The organism is Cupriavidus nantongensis (assembly GCF_001598055.1).
GTDB classification, from domain to species: Bacteria; Pseudomonadota; Gammaproteobacteria; order Burkholderiales; family Burkholderiaceae; genus Cupriavidus; species Cupriavidus nantongensis.
Genome location: NZ_CP014845.1, coordinates 450,840 through 468,855 on the forward strand (window position 1 = coordinate 450,840; position 18,016 = coordinate 468,855).

Annotated in this window: 9 protein-coding genes; 6 read left to right on the forward strand and 3 right to left on the reverse strand. The window is 65.2% G+C overall.

Annotated elements, in window-relative coordinates; genetic code table 11:
• Nucleotides 1-35: 35 nt before the first annotated feature.
• A complete protein-coding gene (locus A2G96_RS23385) occupies nucleotides 36-860 on the reverse strand; it encodes a substrate-binding domain-containing protein (protein ID WP_062802605.1) in 825 nt (274 codons plus the stop codon).
• Nucleotides 861-990: 130 nt separating this feature from the next.
• Here A2G96_RS23385 and A2G96_RS23390 point away from each other — a divergent pair, with 130 nt between their 5' ends.
• The gene (locus A2G96_RS23390) at nucleotides 991-1,899 is read left to right on the forward strand and encodes a LysR family transcriptional regulator (RefSeq protein ID WP_062802606.1); all 909 of its coding nucleotides are present in this window, start codon (nucleotides 991-993) and stop codon (nucleotides 1,897-1,899) included.
• Nucleotides 1,900-2,151: 252 nt separating this feature from the next.
• Here the strand turns inward: A2G96_RS23390 and A2G96_RS23395 are convergent, their stop codons facing one another.
• Nucleotides 2,152-3,279, reverse strand: coding sequence for an acyl-CoA dehydrogenase family protein (locus A2G96_RS23395; protein ID WP_062802607.1), 1,128 nt, complete (start codon nucleotides 3,277-3,279; stop codon nucleotides 2,152-2,154).
• A 13-nt stretch (nucleotides 3,280-3,292) separates the two neighbouring features.
• Nucleotides 3,293-4,486, reverse strand: coding sequence for an acyl-CoA dehydrogenase family protein (locus tag A2G96_RS23400; RefSeq protein ID WP_062802608.1), 1,194 nt, complete (start codon nucleotides 4,484-4,486; stop codon nucleotides 3,293-3,295).
• Between the two features lie 361 nt (nucleotides 4,487-4,847).
• On the opposite strand from A2G96_RS23400, the gene A2G96_RS23405 reads away from it, so the two are divergent.
• From A2G96_RS23405 to A2G96_RS23425, 5 genes are all read left to right on the forward strand, one after another.
• Nucleotides 4,848-6,368 carry a class I adenylate-forming enzyme family protein gene (locus tag A2G96_RS23405; RefSeq protein WP_062802609.1) on the forward strand — a complete coding sequence of 507 codons (1,521 nt, stop codon included), beginning with the start codon at nucleotides 4,848-4,850 and terminating at the stop codon, nucleotides 6,366-6,368.
• A gap of 52 nt (nucleotides 6,369-6,420) precedes the next feature.
• On the forward strand, nucleotides 6,421-7,392 hold the full coding sequence (locus A2G96_RS23410) for a Bug family tripartite tricarboxylate transporter substrate binding protein (RefSeq protein ID WP_062802610.1): 972 nt from the start codon (nucleotides 6,421-6,423) through the stop codon (nucleotides 7,390-7,392).
• Between the two features lie 727 nt (nucleotides 7,393-8,119).
• Nucleotides 8,120-8,470 (forward strand): hypothetical protein, encoded by a 351-nt coding sequence (locus tag A2G96_RS23415; RefSeq protein ID WP_062802611.1) that lies wholly within the window; start codon nucleotides 8,120-8,122, stop codon nucleotides 8,468-8,470.
• 356 nt (nucleotides 8,471-8,826) lie between these two features.
• Entirely contained in the window at nucleotides 8,827-9,417 is a 591-nt protein-coding gene (locus A2G96_RS23420; protein ID WP_062802612.1) for a hypothetical protein, read from the forward strand.
• 84 nt (nucleotides 9,418-9,501) lie between these two features.
• Nucleotides 9,502-18,015, forward strand: coding sequence for a two-partner secretion domain-containing protein (locus tag A2G96_RS23425; protein WP_082819079.1), 8,514 nt, complete (start codon nucleotides 9,502-9,504; stop codon nucleotides 18,013-18,015).
• Nucleotide 18,016: the final 1 nt, after the last annotated feature.

Consider the following 18,016-nt stretch of genomic DNA (forward strand, 5'->3'; position numbering starts at 1 on the left):
GGCGTTCATGCTAGCACGCCGCCCGGGAGCTTCCGTCAAGGCTTCGCCGGTTGCCCCAGCTTTGGCGGTGCCGGTGGCGGCAGCGGCGTCGCCACCGGTTCCAGTCCGGTGCTGCTCACGATTGCAGCCGCGGCCGGCGAGGCCAGGAAACCGACGAAACGCGAGGTGGCCGCTGTCTGCCGGCCCGCGATCGTTCCGGCCGAGAAGAAGACCTTTTGCTGAAGCTCGTCGGGCAAGGGGCCGACATAATCCAGTTCCTGGAATGGCAGCAGTTCGCTGACCTGCTGGAAGCCGATTTCCGCATCGCCGCGCGCCACCACGGCGCCGACGCGCTCGCTGTAGATCTTGTGGGCCTTGTCCTTGATCTGGTCCGCGACGCCGAGCCGGGGAAACAGCTCGTTCGACAAATAGGTGCCGCTGGCGCTGGCGGAGTAGGCGATCGAGCGCGCGTTGAGCAGCGTCTGCCTGAAGGCGTCGGTATTGCTGATATCCGGCTTGGGCGTCCCCTTGCGTACCGACATGCCGATCAGCGAGCGCGCAAGGTCAACCCGGCTGCCGGCCATAACCTTGCCTTCGACGGCCAGTTTCTCCAGTCCGGAATCCGCCAGGATCACCACGTCGAAGGTCTCGCCGCGCGCCAGCCGGCTGGGAATGGAATCCGGCGCATTGCCCATCGATGCGCCGTAGGCGGTGATGACGCGATCCTGCGTGGCGGCCTCGTAAAGCGGGACGAGTTTCTGGTAGGCCGCCGTGAATCCGCCCGAGGTAATGACGCGGATGTCATCCGCCCAGGCTGGACCGACCAGCCCCAGTAACAAAATCAGAACGGTATGCCGGGCGGCAGAGGTGGCGGACTTCATAGCGTCTCCCTGGTGAATGCTGAGCTGTATTTATGCGCTTCACTGCACGTCATCGCGACTGGTTGAAGCATTGCCAGCTTAATGGGCCGCGTATTAATCTGTGAATTGCAACTTATTCAAGAGCTGATGCATGCCACGCATTAATTTCGGGCTGGAAGACCTGCAGGCCTTTGTCGCCACGGCAGAACAAGGCAGCTTCCGCATGGCGGCGGAGGCCCTCCATATTTCCCAGCCCGCGTTGAGCCGGCGCATCGACAAACTCGAACGGACGCTTGGCTCCCGCCTGCTCGAGCGGACCACGCGACGCGTGCAGCTGACCAACATTGGCCGGCAGTTCCTGGAGGAGGCCCGTGCTGCGCTGGCCATCCTCGACAGCGCGGTACTGCGGCTCGGTGACGAGGTCACGCTCCAGCGCGGGCTTGTGACCGTGGCCGCGATACCGTCGGCGGTGCTGCATTTCCTGCCCGACGCGATTCATGCGTTCGGCCGCCGGCACCCCGGCGTGCGTGTGCGGGTGATTGACGAAAACGCGAACGACGTGCTGGCCAGCGTGATGTCCGGCGAGTCCGATTTCGGGCTCAATTTCATGGGGGCGCAGGAGCCGAACATCGAATTTCGCGCCATCCGCGCCGAGCCCTACCGGCTGGTGATGCGGCGCGACCATTCCTGGTCGGGGCGGGATGCCGTCGCCTGGGATGAGCTTGCAGGACAGCGGATGGTGAGCGTCTCAAAGCAGAGCGGCAACCGCGCCCTGATCGAGAATGCCATCGCCCACCTGAGGCAACGCCCGACCATCCACTACGAAGCCAACCACGTGGTCGGGGTGCTGGGTTTGGTCGAGGCCGGCCTGGGCATGGCCGTGCTGCCCGGCATGGCGCTGCCGCACGATCATCCCCGGCTTTGCGGCGTGCCGCTGGTGGATCCTTCCGTAGACCGGGTCCTTGGCCTGATACGGCGCCATGACAGGCCATTGCAGCCTGCCGCGCAGGCGTTGTATGGCACGCTGATGGCAGGCGTCATCCCATCCCCACCACACTAGACAACAACATCTTCACCAGCACGGCCTGCCCCAGGCCGCCGCGCAGCAGTCGATGTGTAGTGGATGTCATTGCAGTCTCGCTCCTTGGGAATGGACGGCGACTTCCGTGCCTGTGGTCACAGGGTAGTGACGGCGGCGCGGCCGGGAATCGTTGGAACGGACTAGTGGATTTCCCCTAGGCGAGGGAGCGGGCAACAAAAAGGCCGGGCAAGTGCCCGGCCTCTGGAGTTCGACTGAGCGCCAGCGCTTGAATCAAGCCTCCATCACTTCGCCAAAACGCTGCAGATGGTAGTTGCTGTCGCCCAGCAGCTGGTCCAGCATGGTCAGGCGCTTGAAATAGTCGCCCACCGACAGCTCGTCGGTCATGCCCATGCCGCCGTGCAGCTGCACCGCCTGCTGGCCGACGAAGCGGCCGGCGCGAGCCACCGTGACCTTGGCGGCGGACAGCATGCGGCGGCGCGCGGCGGGGTCGGTCTCGTCCAGCGCCTGCGCGGCGACGTAGGCCATCGACAGCGCCAGTTCCTTCTGCACCAGCATGTCGGCCATGCGGTGCTGCAGCGCCTGGAAGCTGGCCAGCGGCTTGCCGAACTGCTGGCGCGTGCCCAGGTATTCGCCGGTGATCTGGATCAGCTTTTCCATCGCACCGGCGCCCTCGGCGCACAGCGCGGCGATGCCGTGCTCCAGGCCGACACCCAGCGCCGCCAGGCCGTCGGCGGGCTGGCCCACCAGCGCGCTGGCCGGCACCGCGACGTTCTGCAGCGACAGGTCGGCGGCGCGCAGGCCGTCGATGGTCGGGTAGGCCGTCACGCCCAAGCCCTTGCTGTCGCGCGGCACCAGGAACAGCGCGATCTCGTTGCTGCCCGCGATGCGCGCGGTCAGCAGGTAGGCGTCGGCGGCGGCGCCGTGCCAGACCACGCTCTTGGTGCCGCTGATCAGGTAGCCATCGCCGCTGCGCTCGGCGCTGGCGCGGGCCGACTCCGGGCGGTAGCGCGTGGTCGGCTCCAGGTAGGCCAGCGTGACGATGCGCTCGCCCGACGCGATCGCGGGCAGCCATTCCTGCTTCTGCGCATCGCTGCCGTAGGCGGACAGCACGGCGGCGGCCATCACGCCGCTGGGCGTGACCGGCTCCAGCACCAGGCCGCGGCCCAGCTCGCGCTGCACCACCAGCTGGCTGGCCGGGCCTTCGCCGAAGCCGCCGAAGTCGGCCGGCACGGTCAGGCCCAGCACGCCCATTTCGGCGAGCTTGTTCCACACGCCGCGATCCAGGCTTTCGCCCTGGCGCGCGCTCTTGCGGCGGGCCTCGAAGGTGTATTCGGTATCGATGAAGCGGCGCAGGCTGTCCGCCAGCATCTGTTGCTCTTCGCTGTAGGTGAAGTCCATGTCAGCTATCCCTTCAGAAACCCAGGATCATCTTGGAGATGATGTTCTTCTGCACTTCGGTCGCGCCGCCGTAGATCGAGGTCTTGCGCATGTCGTAGTAGGTGGAGGCGGCCGGCGCGGCCCACTCCGGACCGGACACCGGCTGCGTCGCGCCGGGCTCGAGCCAGTCCGGCGAATACGGCCAGGCGTTGGGGCCGGCCACTTCCATCATCAGCATGGCCAGGTCTTGCTGCACTTCCGAGCCGCGGATCTTGACGATCGACGCTTCCGGTCCCGGCGTGCCCGCGGACTGCGTGGCCACGCGCAGCAGCAGCATCTCCAGCGCCATGATGTCCATCTCCACGCGCGCGATCTTGTCGCGCATGCGCACGTCCTCGATCAGCGGGCGGCCGGCGCCGTCGGTGGCCTGCGCGGCGTAGTGCTTGAGCTGGCGCAGCTCGCGGTGGCAATGGCCGATGCCGGCGATGCCGGTGCGCTCATGGCCGAGCAGGTACTTGGCGTAGGTCCAGGCGCGGTTCTCTTCGCCGACCAGGTTCTCGACCGGCACTTCGACATCTTCGAACCAGGTCTCGTTGACGTCGTGGCCGCCGTCGAGCGTGGTGATCGGACGCACCGTCACGCCGGGCGACTTCATGTCGATCAGCAGCATCGAGATGCCTTCCTGCGCCTTGGCATCGGGATCGGTGCGCACCAGGCAGAAGATCCAGTCGGCGAAGTGGGCCATCGTGGTCCAGGTCTTCTGGCCGTTGACGATGTACTTGTCCCCCTTGCGCACCGCGCGGGTCTTCAGCGAGGCCAGGTCGGACCCCGAGCCCGGCTCGGAGTAGCCCTGGCACCAGAAGTCTTCCACGCCCGGGATGCGCGGCAGGAAGCGCTGCTGCATCTCGGGGCTGGCGTACTTCATCAGCACCGGGCCGATCATGGTCAGGCCGAACGGCAGCAGGCGCGGCGCGCCGGCACGGAAGCTCTCGATCTCGAAGATCAGGCGCTGCAGCGCGGTCCAGCCGGTGCCGCCCCACTGCTTTGGCCAGGTCGGGGCGCCCCAGCCCTGCGCCTGCAGGATGCGGTGCCAGCGGACGTAGTCGTCCTTCTCCACGCGCTGGTGGTTGAGCACCTTGTTGCGGATGTCTTCCGGCAGCTTGGCTTGCACGAAAGCGCGGACTTCCTCGCGGAAGGCCTGTTCCTCGGCGGTGAAACGCAAATCCATCTGAATGTCCCCTGTGGTACGCGGGCTGCGCGGTGCCGGCGCGCGAACCGCGGTGTTGCCGGTTGTGCAGCGCGCCATGGCGCAAAGCCCTTGCTGTGCCGGCCGATTGTATTGGCGGGCCGCGATTCGTTGCTTTATCAATCCGGAAGGCGTCCTTCGCGCAGGTGGAACCAGCCGCACCTGGCGACGCTTGCCGTGGGCGACAGCGTAAGGACCCTCGCGTGGACGAACACGACCTTAGTGAATTCCAAATGGCTGCGGCGCGGGGCTTGCCGCAAACTGATGCGGCCAGTTTTGATGTGGCCGGGTGCATTCCGCCGCATATCCGACTCAGCTCGCATTCGAGAGATCCCCCAGCACCATGTCTTCCTTCCGCCCCCGATTCATCCACGAGATCCCCGCCCACTGGGCCGCGCAGACCCCGCAGGCCCCATGCCTGTACGAGAACGGCACCGTCATCAGCTATGGCGAGCTGTGGCGGCGCATCGAAGCCGCGCGTGACTGGCTGGCGGCGCAAGGCGCAGGCGAGGGCGATCGCGTCATGGTCGTGGGCGAGAACTGCAACGAGATGGTGGTCACGCTGTTCGCCTGCAGCCTGCTGCACGCCTGGCCGATCAACGTCAACGCACGCCTGTCCGCGCGCGAGATCGACAATATCCGCGACCACGCGCAGCCGGCGCTGGTGCTGTTCACCGGCCATGTCTCCGACGTGGCCGCGGCGCACGGCGAGCGGCTGGGCGCGCAGGCCGCCGGCTGCGCGGTCTATGACGACGGCATGCGCGTCGTCCGTGCCGCCACCGCGCCGCAGCGCGAGCCGGCCGAACTGGCGCGCCGCGTCGCCACGCTGATCTATACCTCGGGCACCACCGGCGCGCCCAAGGGCGTGATGGTGCCGCACGCGGGGCTGACGCAGTTTGCGCGCATCTCCGCCACCTCGCGCGACATGGGCCCGGCCGACGTGGCCTACGGCGCGCTGCCGATGTCGCATATTTTCGGCATTGCGACGGTGCTGATGGCCACGCTGTACGCCGGCGCCAGCCTGTTCCTGCGCCCGCGCTTCGATGCCAATGAAGTGTTCGAGGCCCTGGCCGAGCCCGGCGTCACCATCCTGCAGGGCGTGCCGACCATGTTCACGCGCATCATGGCGGTGGCCCCCGCGCTGGGCGCGAAGCCCGGCGCGTATCCGCGCCTGCGCTACCTCTATACCGGCGGCGCGCCGCTCGATCCCACGCTCAAGCGCGACGTCGAAACGCTGTTCGGCCAGCCGCTGCACCACGGCTACGGCATCACCGAATACGCCGGCTCGCTTTTCATCACGCGCATGGACGCGCCGCGCGCCGATTGCTCGGCCGGCTATATCGTCGAAGGCGTGGAGATCGCCATCACCGATGCCGAAGGCAAGCCGCTGCCGGCGGGCGAACGCGGCCAGATCCGCGTGCGCGGCCCGGGCGTGATGGTCGGCTACTACCGCAATCCCGAACAGACCGCCGAGGCACTGTTGCCGGGCGGCTGGCTCAACACCGGCGACCTCGGCTATCTCGACGCCGACGGCGCGCTGTTTATTTCCGGCCGCTCCAAGGACCTGATCATCCGTTCGGGCTTCAACGTCTACCCGATCGAGGTGGAGTCGGTGATCAACGCCTTTGCCGGCGTGCGCCAGTCCGCGGTGGTGGGGCGCAGCACCAACGACGGCAACGAAGAGGTGGTGGCCTTCATCGAACTGCAGGAAGGCGCCGAGCTCGACCGCAAGGCGCTGGACACCTATCTGCGCGATAGCCTCGCGCCGTACAAGCGGCCCGCCGAAGTCCGCACCGTCGACGTGATTCCGACCACGGCGAGCGGCAAGCTGCTCAAGCAGCCGCTGCGCGCCATGCTCGACTAAGCCCCCGGGGCACGGGGCCCCGGGCAATAAGCCATCCTGGAGGAGAACACAAATGAAAACATGGAAGACGCTGGCGGCACTGACCGCCACGCTGCTGCTGCAGGGCGCGGCATGGGCCGCGGACGCCTACCCGTCGCGCCCGGTCAAGCTGCTGGTGGGCTACGCGCCCGGCGGCCCGGTCGACACCGCCGCGCGCATCTACGCCGAGCAGCTCGGCCGCGTGCTCAAGCAACCGGTGGTGGTCGACAACCGCGCCGGCGCCAGCGGCGCAATCGCCGCCGACATGACCGCCAAGGCGGCGCCGGACGGCTACACGCTGTATTTCGTCGCCAGCCCCACCATGACCATGACCCCGCTGATCCAGCACTCGGTCAACTTCAATCCGGTCAAGGACTTCAGCTACATCGGCCTGATCACCGATTACACCAATGTGCTGCTGGTCAACAAGGACTTCCCGGCGAAAAACGTCGGCGAGCTGGTCGCCTATGCGCGCAAGAACCCTGAGGGCGTCTCGTTCGGCTCGGCGGGCGTGGGCGCGTCCAACCACCTGTCGGCGGAACTGCTGGCGCAGATGAACAACGTGAAGATGCTGCACGTGCCGTACAAGGGCAACGCGCCGGCGATGGCTGACGTGATGAGCGGCAAGGTCACCTTCATGTTCGACATCACCGGCACCGCCATCGGCCATATCAACGGCGGCAAGGTGCGCGCGCTGGCGGTCACGTCGAAGACCCGCAACCCGGCGTTGCCCAACGTGCCGACCATGATCGAGTCGGGCCAGAAGGACTATGACCTGACCGGCTGGTACGCGCTGGTGGGGCCGCAGAAGCTGCCGGCCGATGTGGTGGACAAGCTGGTCAAGGCGCAGAAGGCGGTAGGGGAGGATGCAGCCTTCCGGCAGCGGATGAGTGCTGGCGGGTATGACGTCAATATCAGTACGCCGAAGGCGCTGGGGGACCGGATTCAGCGGGAGCTGGCGTTGTGGGGTGGGGTGGTGAAGAAGGGGAATATTCAGGCGGATTGAGGGTTAATGGATATTGCGAAAAGGCCGGCGGGAAGCCGGCCTTTTCGTTGTTGGAGGGCGCGGGTGTATTTGAGATGAGCGCCCTTGACTGGCGTGGCTGTTTCGCCGGCGTAGCCGGCGACCTACTTCTTGGCCGAGCCCAAGAAGTAGGCAAGAAGCGCGTCGCCTGTGCGGCTGGCAATCAATTCCGCGGCGTGGGTGGTTCGGGCGGTGGTGATTTCCGTTCGGCGTGGGTGCCCGTTCGAGCCTGCTAACGCTATGTGAGTCAGGGGCGGTGCCTTCGATCACCCACTTTTGAACGATCCCAACAGGGTGTAGGCAGCCTGCTGCGGGCGCTATTGGTGGGACGCCTTCGGCTGCGCTGCGCGCGCTCCCTATCTTCGGTCTACGGCTCTGGCACGGAGTGCGTCGCTGCGCTCGCACCGCGCTGTCGCGTGCGATCCCAACAGCGTGTTTCCTCCCGCTTGTTTGCTCCCCTCTCCCGCTTGCGGGAGAGGGGCGGGGGAGAGGGCCGGCGCTTCAACGAAGTAAAGCCCTCCGGTTCGCTCTTGGCGCTACGTTGAGCTTGGCAACTTCTACGATCGACGCGACGTATCCATCCTTCACAATCTGCGCCTTGATTGTGAACGGCAAGCGGCTCTAGACTGGCTGGGCTTCTGACACAGCAGAAGCCGGGAATGAGAACCTGGTTGACGCTACCTCTTCTTCTACCTTACGGAGGTCAACAATGCACCAGTCCACCATCGAACCCGACGCCTTCATCCCACCCCGACTCGACGATTCTCTTTCGCGGTTCAGTCCCGAAACCCGGCGTGCAGCGCGTGAAGACGCGCTACCTCTCCCTCGGCAACTCTTGTTATTGAATCTATTGGACCAGGCCGATGCGGTTGCACGAGGCACCGCATGCGTGCTGACGTTGGTGACTCACAGCGAATGCGATGCACAGGAAGAGGGGAGCGTAGCCTTGCAGGCGGCTACGTTGGATGCCTTGCGCGGGCTGTGTCAGGCGTCGCTTGGATTGCTGGCCGACAAGGTAGAAGACGTCGCGGAGGGAATTGAGGAGGCGATGGTCGGTTAATCAATCGCGGCCTATGACGCTTCGTGCCGTCCGGCACGAAGCGCGCCGCGGATTCGAGCTATCGCCAACGCGACGAAAGGAAAATCATGAAAGTGATTTTGTAAATCCGAAATTTCCAAAGATTATTCGGAATATTCGGATCGTAATATCCTGTGTGTTCTTTGTAGCGCACCCGGTTTTATACGGCAATTATCCCATCCATCACATAAAACCAACGTTTTCATTGTTTCATAAGTTTTAAGGCAAGTCTGATAGACGCCTTTGTCTGGAAAACGGTTAATTCGTTCACCGCCGGCAATCGCATGTGTGGATGCCGTCAGGAGGAACGATTAACCCATCCGGAGAGGACTTGAGCAATGAAAAAATTGGCGATGTACGTAGGTCTGGTTTCCAGTGTCGCGCTGTTTGCCGCCTGCGGCGGCGGAGGCGATGATGGCAATGGCGGCACTTCCGCGCCGGACCAGTCTGGCGCAAATAGCGGCGCCTCCAGCCCAACCCCAACGCCCGCGCCGGCCGCGTTCTCCTGCCCCGATAGCTACAGGAAACTCACGCTGTCCAACAGCTCGGTGCCGAACGCCAGCATGTCCATCGCGACGGACGACGGCATTGCCAGGCTGACCGTCAAGACGCCTGCCACGGGCTTTGCCAATGTCACGATCTGCCTCGGCAAGCCGGACCCTGTCCCTGCCGGTGTCGTTGCCGCCTACGTCTATGAGGTCAAGGCGGACGGTGGCTATGCCAGCCTGCTCAACCCGCAGATCAGCCTGACTTTCACCACCCCGACTGCTCTCGCTGCCGCGCCGGCCATCGAAGTGGCTCAGGGCACCGCCAATGGTGTCACCTATACCGCGGCGCCAGGCAGCAGTGGCACCGTCAACGGCACCAATGTGAACGTGACTGCCTCGGCTCCAGCCGCCGGCGTGTACGTCGTGCGGCTGCCGCACTGATTCCCCACTTTCAGGTAGGTACCAGGCCGCGTGTGAACGCAGCCTGGTGGTCTTGCATTGGCCGTCAGCGTTTCGCATCCGGGTATGAATCGGAATCTCTATCGCCTTGTCTTCAACGCCGCGCGAGGCATGCTGGTTGCCGTGCGGGAATGTGCCATGGGATGCGGCAAGGGTCGGCAGGCGGGCTCGCGCTCCGCTGCTGAGTGCGCCCAGACCGCAAGCATTGCGCGCTTTGCGGTCGGGGCATTGACGTTGGCTGCCTGGATCGCGGCAGGCCTGCCATGTGCGCAGGCCCAGGTCGTCGCCGACCCCAACTCGGGCGTCAACCGTCCGACGGTCGTGCAAACCGCCAACGGCTTGCAGCAAGTCAACATCACGCGGCCGTCCGCGGCTGGCGTTTCGACCAACGCCTATACGCAGTTCGATGTGCCGCGCCCCGGTGTCATCCTTAACAACGCTCCGACGCCGGTCTCCACCCAGCAGGCCGGATACGTCAACGGCAACCCCAATCTGCTGCCCGGCGGATCGGCACGCATCATCGTCAACCAGGTCAACGGCACGTCGCCCAGCCAGTTGCAGGGCTATGTCGAGGTGGCCGGCCCGAGATCCGAAGTGGTCATTGCCAACCCGAATGGACTGGTGGTCAATGGACTGGGCTTCATCAATACCAGCCGCGCCACGCTGACCACTGGCATTCCGATGTTCGGCGGCAGTGGCAGCCTCGATGCATTCCGCGTGACCAGCGGGCAGATCGCCATTCAGGGCGAAGGCATGAACGCCGCCAATGTCGATCAGGTAGATTTGATCGCGCGTGCGGTGCAGGCAAACGCGGCGCTCTATGCCAACCAGCTGAACGTCATCGCCGGTGCCAACCAGGTGGATCGTGCCACGCTGGCCGCCACGCCGATCACGGGCTCCGGAGACGCGCCGGCGCTGGGCATCGATGTGGCGCAGCTCGGCGGCATGTATGGCAGCAAGATCATGCTGGCATCGACCGAGCATGGCGTGGGGGTGTCATTGCGTGGCATTGCCGCCGCGCAGGCAGGGGAGCTGACGCTGACCGCCCAGGGCAAGCTGGTGCTGGCCGGACAAGCCAATGCCAGCGGCAACCTGGTGGTCTATGCGCGCGACGGCATCGACAACAACGGCACCACCTACGGCAAGCAAGGCGTATCGATCAACACCGATGGCGTCCTGGCCAATACGGGCACGCTTGCCGGGCAGCAATGGCTCAACGCCTACGCCGGCAGCGTGGCCTCGACGGGGACGCTGGCTGCGGGCGTGAACGTCGATGGCTCGACCGCCGCGCCGGCTGACCTTACCGTTGTTGCCACCAACGGCGCACTCACCGCCACCGGCCGCAACCAGGCCAGCGGCAACGCGACGCTGCAGGGCACGGGCGCCAACCTGGCTGGCAGCCAGACTTCGGCCGGCGGCAACCTGAACCTGCAGGCTGGCGCCGGCAAGCTGGACCTGACCGGTGCCGACATCCGCGCAGGCGCAGCGCTCAATGCCACGGCGGGCGGTGCGCTCGTCAATGATCGGGGCCAGCTTTCCAGCCAGGGTAGCCTGGTCCTGCAAGGGGACAGTCTGTCGAACCAGGGCGGCCAGATCGTGGCGCGGCAGGCCGCGACGCTGAAGGTTGCCAGCGCGGTCAACAATACGCAGGGAACGATGCAGGCCGACGGTGCGCTCTCGGCGCATGCCGGCTCGCTCGATAACACGGCGGGCCGCATTGTGTCACTTAACAGCGACGGCCTGTCGCTGAACACTACTGGATCGCTCGTCAACGCCGCCGGCACGACTGCCACCGGTGCCGAAGGTGGCCTGATCGGCGGCAACGGCAGCGTGGTGATCAATGCCGGCACGCTGACCAACCACGGCCACATCAATGCGCTGGACGATGCGACGCTCGACACGCAGGCGCTCGATAACGACAACGGCAAGGTGACAGCGGGCGGCACGCTGGCAGCCAGGGTGGCGGGGGCGGCGACCAATCGCCAGGGCACGCTGTCGGCCGCCACGCTGAACCTGGAGGCCTCCGCGCTCGACAACGCCGGAGGCCGTGTCGAAGGCGACAACCTCGCCATTGCCGCAAAGGGTGACCTGCTTAACCGCGGCGGCACCATCAACCAATATGGCGCCACCGACGCCACCGTGCACGCAGGCGGCACGTTCGACAACACGCAAGGCACGATTGCCGCCAATGGCGGCAACCTGGCCGCATCCGGCCAGACCATTGTCAACTCCTCGGGCAAGATCCAGCACGCGGGCGCCGGCTTGTTGACGGTAACGAGCGAGAGGGATTTCTCCAACGCCACTGGCACGATCGAAACCAACGGAGCGCTGCAAGCTACCGCGGCCACGCTGGACAACGCCGGCGGCAGCATGTCGGCGCAGGACAAGGCCACCATTGCCACCAGCAGCGACCTGCTCAACCGCTACGGCAAGCTTTATGGCAAGAACGGCCTGGCGCTTCGCAGTGGCGGTCAAATCGACAACACGGGAGGCTCGGCTCAGACCGATGGCAATCTCTCCGCCATCGCCGCCGGAAAGCTCGCCAATGCCAACGGCACGCTGGCCGCCAACGGCGCGCACGGTGTGCTTGATATTTCCACCGAGAGCCTGGACAACACCCGCGGTCAGCTGACCAACGCCGGCGACGGCGCCACCGCGGTGACGGCAACCCATGCGCTGACCAATACCGGTGGCAAACTCGGCGGCAATGGCAACGTGACGGTCCATGCGCAGGATCTGGTCAACACCGCCAAAGGCAGCGTGATTGCCAGCGGTGCGCTCGCGCTCAACACGACGCGCACCGTTGACAACACTGGTGGCGAGCTCTACGGCGGCAAGGGTCTGGTGCTGGAACAGGCCGATGCGACTTTGGTCAATGAAGGGGGCCAGATCCAGAGCGCGACAGACGCTTTCGTCGATGTCGCCAACCTGAACAATGCCGGGGGCACGATCAAGGCCAACCAGGATATCGCCGTCAAGGGCGCGGTGTCGGGCAGCGGCGAAATGACTGCCGGGCACGACCTGGCGCTCGATGTTGACGGCGACTATGTCAACGATGCCGCGAACCGGCTGCACGCCGATGGCAACATGCGCGTTGCCGCCACCGGCACCCTGACCAACACCGGCACGCTGGCCGCGGTGGGCGATCTGACGGTTCAAGGCACCGATGTGGTCAACGCCGCGGGCGCCGACATGGTCAGCGCCACTACCACGGTCAACGCCACCAATCGGCTGGACAACGCCGGGCGGATCGAGGGCGATACGGTTCAGACCAACAGCCCCACCACCAACAACACCGGCACCATCATTGGCAACCGCGTGACGGTGCTGGGCAGCGACATCGCCAACACCGGTGCGGCAGGATTGATCGCGGCGGCGGAAAACCTCCATCTCTACGCCAGCCATTCGATGCAGAACCTGGACGGTGCGACGCTCTACAGCGCGGGCGACCTGCAGATTGCCCGGGACGGCGCGCGTGACCCGGCCACCGGGTTGCTGGTCAACCAGGTCGGCACGCTGATCAACCGCTCGGCCACCATCGAGGCTGGGGGAGGCATCGACATTGCGGCGAGGCAGCTCAGCAACATCCGATCAAGCATTATCACGGCACCCGGTACGCCGACGACCGGCGAAACCAAGACGCTGAAACTCTGGCGGCCAGCCCTGCCACCATCGGAGCTGGCTGGCCACATCAGCATCACCGTACCAACCTGGCGCTGGACCGCAACCACTTCGAGCATCACAGCGGAGCAGATCGAAGCGCTGCGCACGCCGGTGACCATCGAGGTGCCGAAGGCAGACGTAGGGGCGCTCGACACCACGGCAAAGACCCTGTCCTTTGCCAAGGTGCCGATTGAGGAATACGCGAACCGTGAACAGCCGATCTGCAACGACAACGATTGCACAACGCCCCCGCCGATCCTGACCCGTCCGCTGACTGTGAACGCAGTTCAGCACTACGAGAACATCGAGGATACCGGCGGGACCTACCGGATCACCTTCTGGCCCGATTTGGACCCCGACGTCCATCTGCGTCCCGACCAGGTGCGGGTGCGTTTCGATCTCGGCGTGGACAACCACGATTACAGCGAAATCTCGCGCACCGTCACGACCACCGCCACGACGGATCGGGTGATCAGCGCCAGCGATCCGGCCAAGATCCAGGCAGGTGGTGCAATTCGCATCAATAGCAATGGCGGCGCAATCCTGAACCAGTCGTCCACCATGGCGGCCGGCGCAGACCTGGTGCGCTCCGCGGTGGGCGGCACGGTGCAGGACGCGGGCACTGTCCTGCAGCAGTCGGTCAGCACGACGGAAACCTCAACCTTCTACTGGCATCAGAAATCCGGCGGCAACAGCGATACACAGGTGGTGCCCTATCCGACCACGCCGCAGGCATCGACCACGGTGACGGCGCTGCCAGCCATCGCGTCGGCCAATCAGACGGTGCAGACGAGCGCCCAGGACATCCAGGTCACGACCGTCAACAGGCTGGGTGACACCGTTACAGGCAGTGGCGTAACGGGCGGCAGTGCCACCGGCGCGCAGGTCACCGGCACGGCCGGAGGCCCTGGCAAGCCTCTGCAGACGCTAGGTACCGCCAGCGGCGGCATCCCCAACCTGACGCTGCCAACGAACGGCCTGTATCGCTACCAGACGGCGCCGGGCGTCACGTACCTGATTGCCACCGACGCGCGCTTCACGCAATACAGCAGGTTCATTTCCAGCGACTACATGCTGGGCCAACTGGGGCTGGACCAACTGACGCTGCAAAAGCGCCTGGGCGACGGCTTCTACGAGCAGAAGCTGATCCGCGACCAGGTGACGCAACTGACCGGGCGTACCTATCTGGCGGGCTACAGCGACCAGATGGCGCAATACCAGGCGCTGATGAGCAATGGCGCGGCCTACGCCAAGGCGTTCAACCTGGCCCCCGGCATCGGCCTGTCCGAGAAGCAGATGGCCCAACTCACCACGGACATGGTGTGGCTGGTCAGCCAGGAAGTAATGCTACCGGATGGCACACGCCAATCGGTGCTGGTGCCCAAGCTGTACCTGGCCCATAGCCATGCGGTGGATCTGACCAGCACCGGCGCCCTGGTGACGGGCAGCAAGGTCAGCCTCGATGCCAGCGCAGACGTGGCCAACAGCGGCCGGATCGTGGGCGACCTGGCCACGCAGGTGGTGGGCAACAATATCGTCAACCGGGGCCGGATCGGCGCGACCGGCACCACGGTTGTGAAGGCTGCGCAGGACGTGCGCAACCTGGGCGGGCGCATAAGCGGCACCGATACGGTGGTGTCCGCTGGCCGCGACGTGATCAACGAGACGCAGACCATCACCGATCAGGTCATGATGGGGGGCCACAGCGCCAGCGCCACCGGGATCGGATCCGTGGCCTCCATCTCAGGCACCGGCAATGTTGCCGTGCAGGCAGGGCGCGACGTCAACATGGCCGGCGGCACGGTGGATGCCGGCAACCATGCACTGCTTGCGGCCGGCCGCGACTTGAACCTCGGCACGGTGGTGGTTGGCACCACCCAGGATTCCAGTTCGCGCGGTGGCCAGAGCTATTACCACGACCAGACCAAAGTCGGTGCCGGTAGCAGCGTGCGCGCCGGGGCCAACGTCGTGGCCGTGGCCGGCCGCGATGCGACCCTGACCGGCTCAGCCCTCGACGCCGGCAACAACGCCTCACTGATCGCGGGCCGCAATGCCACGGTCACGGCATCACTGGATTCAAACACGCATAGCGAGGGATCGCTGGGCGGCAAGAATGCGCAATATACCAAGTCGTCTTATGACGAGGCGGTGCGCGGCAGTTCGGTGCGGGCAGGCAACAACGCGACGCTGGCCGCCGGGAAGCCGCAGCTGGCTGCTACCGTGCTGGGCGAAAACGGTATCAAGATGGCGCCGGAGGCGGCAGTCGTGCCTGCGGGCACCGGCAACCTGGCCGTGCTGGGCTCGACGGTGAGCACCGACAAGGGAATTGCTACCTTGACCGGAACCGGCGATGTGACCGTCGGTACGATCAGCGAAAAGCATAACGCGCAAGGCTGGTCTCGCTCCAATCGCTCCGGGTTCCTGTCGAAGGAGCAGACCACGAAGGAGTACAGCGAGAAGCAAGCCATCGCAGTCGGATCCCTGATCTCGGCCGACAGTGTTTCTGGCAACGCCGGACGTGACCTGATCGTGGCAGGCTCCAACGTTGCCGCGACCCACGACGTGAACCTGGACGCAGGCCGTGATCTGACCATCACCAGCGCGCAGGAAACCAGTTCCAGCCATAGTTTCGAGCGCACTACCAAGTCAGGACTCGGCGCGACCGGGTCCGGCATCTCCTACGGCAAGTACGACCAGAAGGACACGACCAACGATAGCGCCGTCACGCAGACGGCGAGCCTGGTGGGCAGCACGGATGGCAGTGTCCACCTGAAAGCGGGCAGCGCATTGACGGTTACAGGCAGCGAGGTGCTTGCGGCGAAGGACATCACCGGCGCAGCGGCTGATATCACGATCGAGGCGGCAACAGGAAGCCGGCATCACGATGAAACCCACGAGGTCAAGCAAAGCGGCTTTACGCTTGGGGTGTCGGGCGGCGCCATCGGCGCTGCTCTCGATGCAGGCAGCAAGATGAGTTCTGCCGGCAAGAGCCAGGACGGGCGCGCTGCTGCACTGTGGGGCATCGCTTCTGGGCGCGACGCCTTCGATGCGGGCAGCGCCTTCGCCAACGGAGCCAATCCGGCAGCCGGCGCGGCGGTGACACTCTCGTGGGGCTCCAGCCAAAGCAAGCAGACGCTGGCCGAGGATAGCGCCACGCATACCAGTTCACGCGTTACGGCAGGCGGCACCGTTGCCTTCGTCGCGACCGGCATCGACGCCGATGGCAACCAGACGGCCGGCAACCTGAATATCATCGGCTCCGACGTGGCAGCAAACAAGGTGGCATTGGGTGCCAGGAACGACATCAACGTCGTGTCCGCCACGGACACAAACGAAAGCCACAGCACCAGCAAGTCGAGCAGCGCCAGGGTCGGCATTTCGTATGGTGCGCAGGGATTTGGCGTATCGGCGTCGGGCTCCAGGGCCAAGGGCAACGCGGACAATACCGGGGCCACCCATGTCAACAGCCATGTGAGCGGCAAGGAGGCGGTAGCTTTCGTGTCGGGCAATGACACCAACATCCTCGGTGCCACAGTCAATGGCGGAAAGGTCGTGGGCGACGTAGGTGGCAACCTCAATATCGCCAGCCGACAAGACACCGAGGAAATGCGCGCCAGGCAGGAAAGCATGGGCGGCGGGTTCAGCATCAGCCAGGGAGGCGGATCGGCCAGCGTCTCCGCGAGCAAGGGCAAGGCGAGCGGCAGCTATGCGAATGTGAGCGAGCAGTCGGGGATCTACGCGGGGGACGGTGGCTTTGACATCCGTGTCGAGGGCAATACCGATCTCAAGGGTGCGGTGATAGCCAGCGCGGGTGGCAAGGACAAGAACCACCTCGATACCGGGACGCTCAGTTTCAGCGACATCCAGAACCACTCGGACTACAGCGCGACTTCGTTCGGCGTGTCGGCCGGCATTACCGCTGGCTCACAGAATGAAGAGAAGATCAGCGGACTAACCTCAGGCAAGAACACCGGCGGCATCAGCCCGATGATTCCGCAACACAAGAGCGGCAGCCAGGATGGCGTGGCGCACAGCGCCGTAGCGGACGCCACCATCACGATCCGCGACGAGGCACACCAGAAGCAGGACCTGGTCAACCTCAAGCGCGACACCACCAACAGCAACGCACAGGTCGGCGAGAATCCCGACCTCCAGAATCTGCTCGACAAGCAGGCCGACATGATGGCGGCAGCTCGGGCGGCCGGCGAGGCGGTGGCCAAGACGGTGGGCGACGTGGCGGGCGCCAAGCAGAAGAACGCACTGGTAAAGGCCCATGCTGCGGAGAGGGCCGGCGATAGTGCGCTGGCCGCGCAGTACCGTGCCGAGGCTGAGAAGTGGGCCGAAGATGGAGATTATCGTGCTGCCCTGCATGCCGCGGGCGGTGCGCTGGTCGCTGGCTTGGGTGGCGGCAGCGCGATAGCCGGTGCCACTGGCGCTGGCGCCGCCTCGCTGGCTTCCGGTATCAGCAAGGACATCAGCAATGGTGTCAAGGATTCAGTAGGAACTGGCAATGCCGGCCTGGACGAGGCCATTGGCAACCTGGCCGCCAACATCGTGGCGGGCGGTATCGGCGCGGCAGTGGGCGGCGGGGCCGGCGCCGCGACCGCGGCAAACGTCGATCGCTTCAACCGACAACTGCACCCGGATGAAAAAGAGAAGATTCGAACCCAGGCGAAGGGGGACAAAGCACTCGAAGAGCGCCTGGCACGAGCTGCGTGCTATGAAGTGAAATGCTGGGCGGAATTTCCCATAGGCAGCGATGCCTACAACAAAAATTACGTGAGTGTAGTGGAGGCTGGTCAGCTTACGCAGGAATTGGACTGGGTGCATCGCCAGCAAGAGGCAAATTTGTTCGTCCACACGCCCTTGCAGAAAGCCACCGATGCTTTGCAGAGCGATCCACTAGCAGGTTGCTGAA

Excerpts from the sequence above, each read along its gene's own strand:
- A2G96_RS23385 (WP_062802605.1), bottom strand. The coding sequence starts at position 860 with ATGAAGTCCGCCACCTCTGCCGCCCGGCATACCGTTCTGATTTTGTTA.
- A2G96_RS23390 (WP_062802606.1), top strand. The coding sequence starts at position 991 with ATGCCACGCATTAATTTCGGGCTGGAAGACCTGCAGGCCTTTGTCGCC.
- A2G96_RS23395 (WP_062802607.1), bottom strand. The coding sequence starts at position 3,279 with ATGGACTTCACCTACAGCGAAGAGCAACAGATGCTGGCGGACAGCCTG.
- A2G96_RS23400 (WP_062802608.1), bottom strand. The coding sequence starts at position 4,486 with ATGGATTTGCGTTTCACCGCCGAGGAACAGGCCTTCCGCGAGGAAGTC.
- A2G96_RS23405 (WP_062802609.1), top strand. The coding sequence starts at position 4,848 with ATGTCTTCCTTCCGCCCCCGATTCATCCACGAGATCCCCGCCCACTGG.
- A2G96_RS23410 (WP_062802610.1), top strand. The coding sequence starts at position 6,421 with ATGAAAACATGGAAGACGCTGGCGGCACTGACCGCCACGCTGCTGCTG.
- A2G96_RS23415 (WP_062802611.1), top strand. The coding sequence starts at position 8,120 with ATGCACCAGTCCACCATCGAACCCGACGCCTTCATCCCACCCCGACTC.
- A2G96_RS23420 (WP_062802612.1), top strand. The coding sequence starts at position 8,827 with ATGAAAAAATTGGCGATGTACGTAGGTCTGGTTTCCAGTGTCGCGCTG.
- A2G96_RS23425 (WP_082819079.1), top strand. The coding sequence starts at position 9,502 with ATGAATCGGAATCTCTATCGCCTTGTCTTCAACGCCGCGCGAGGCATG.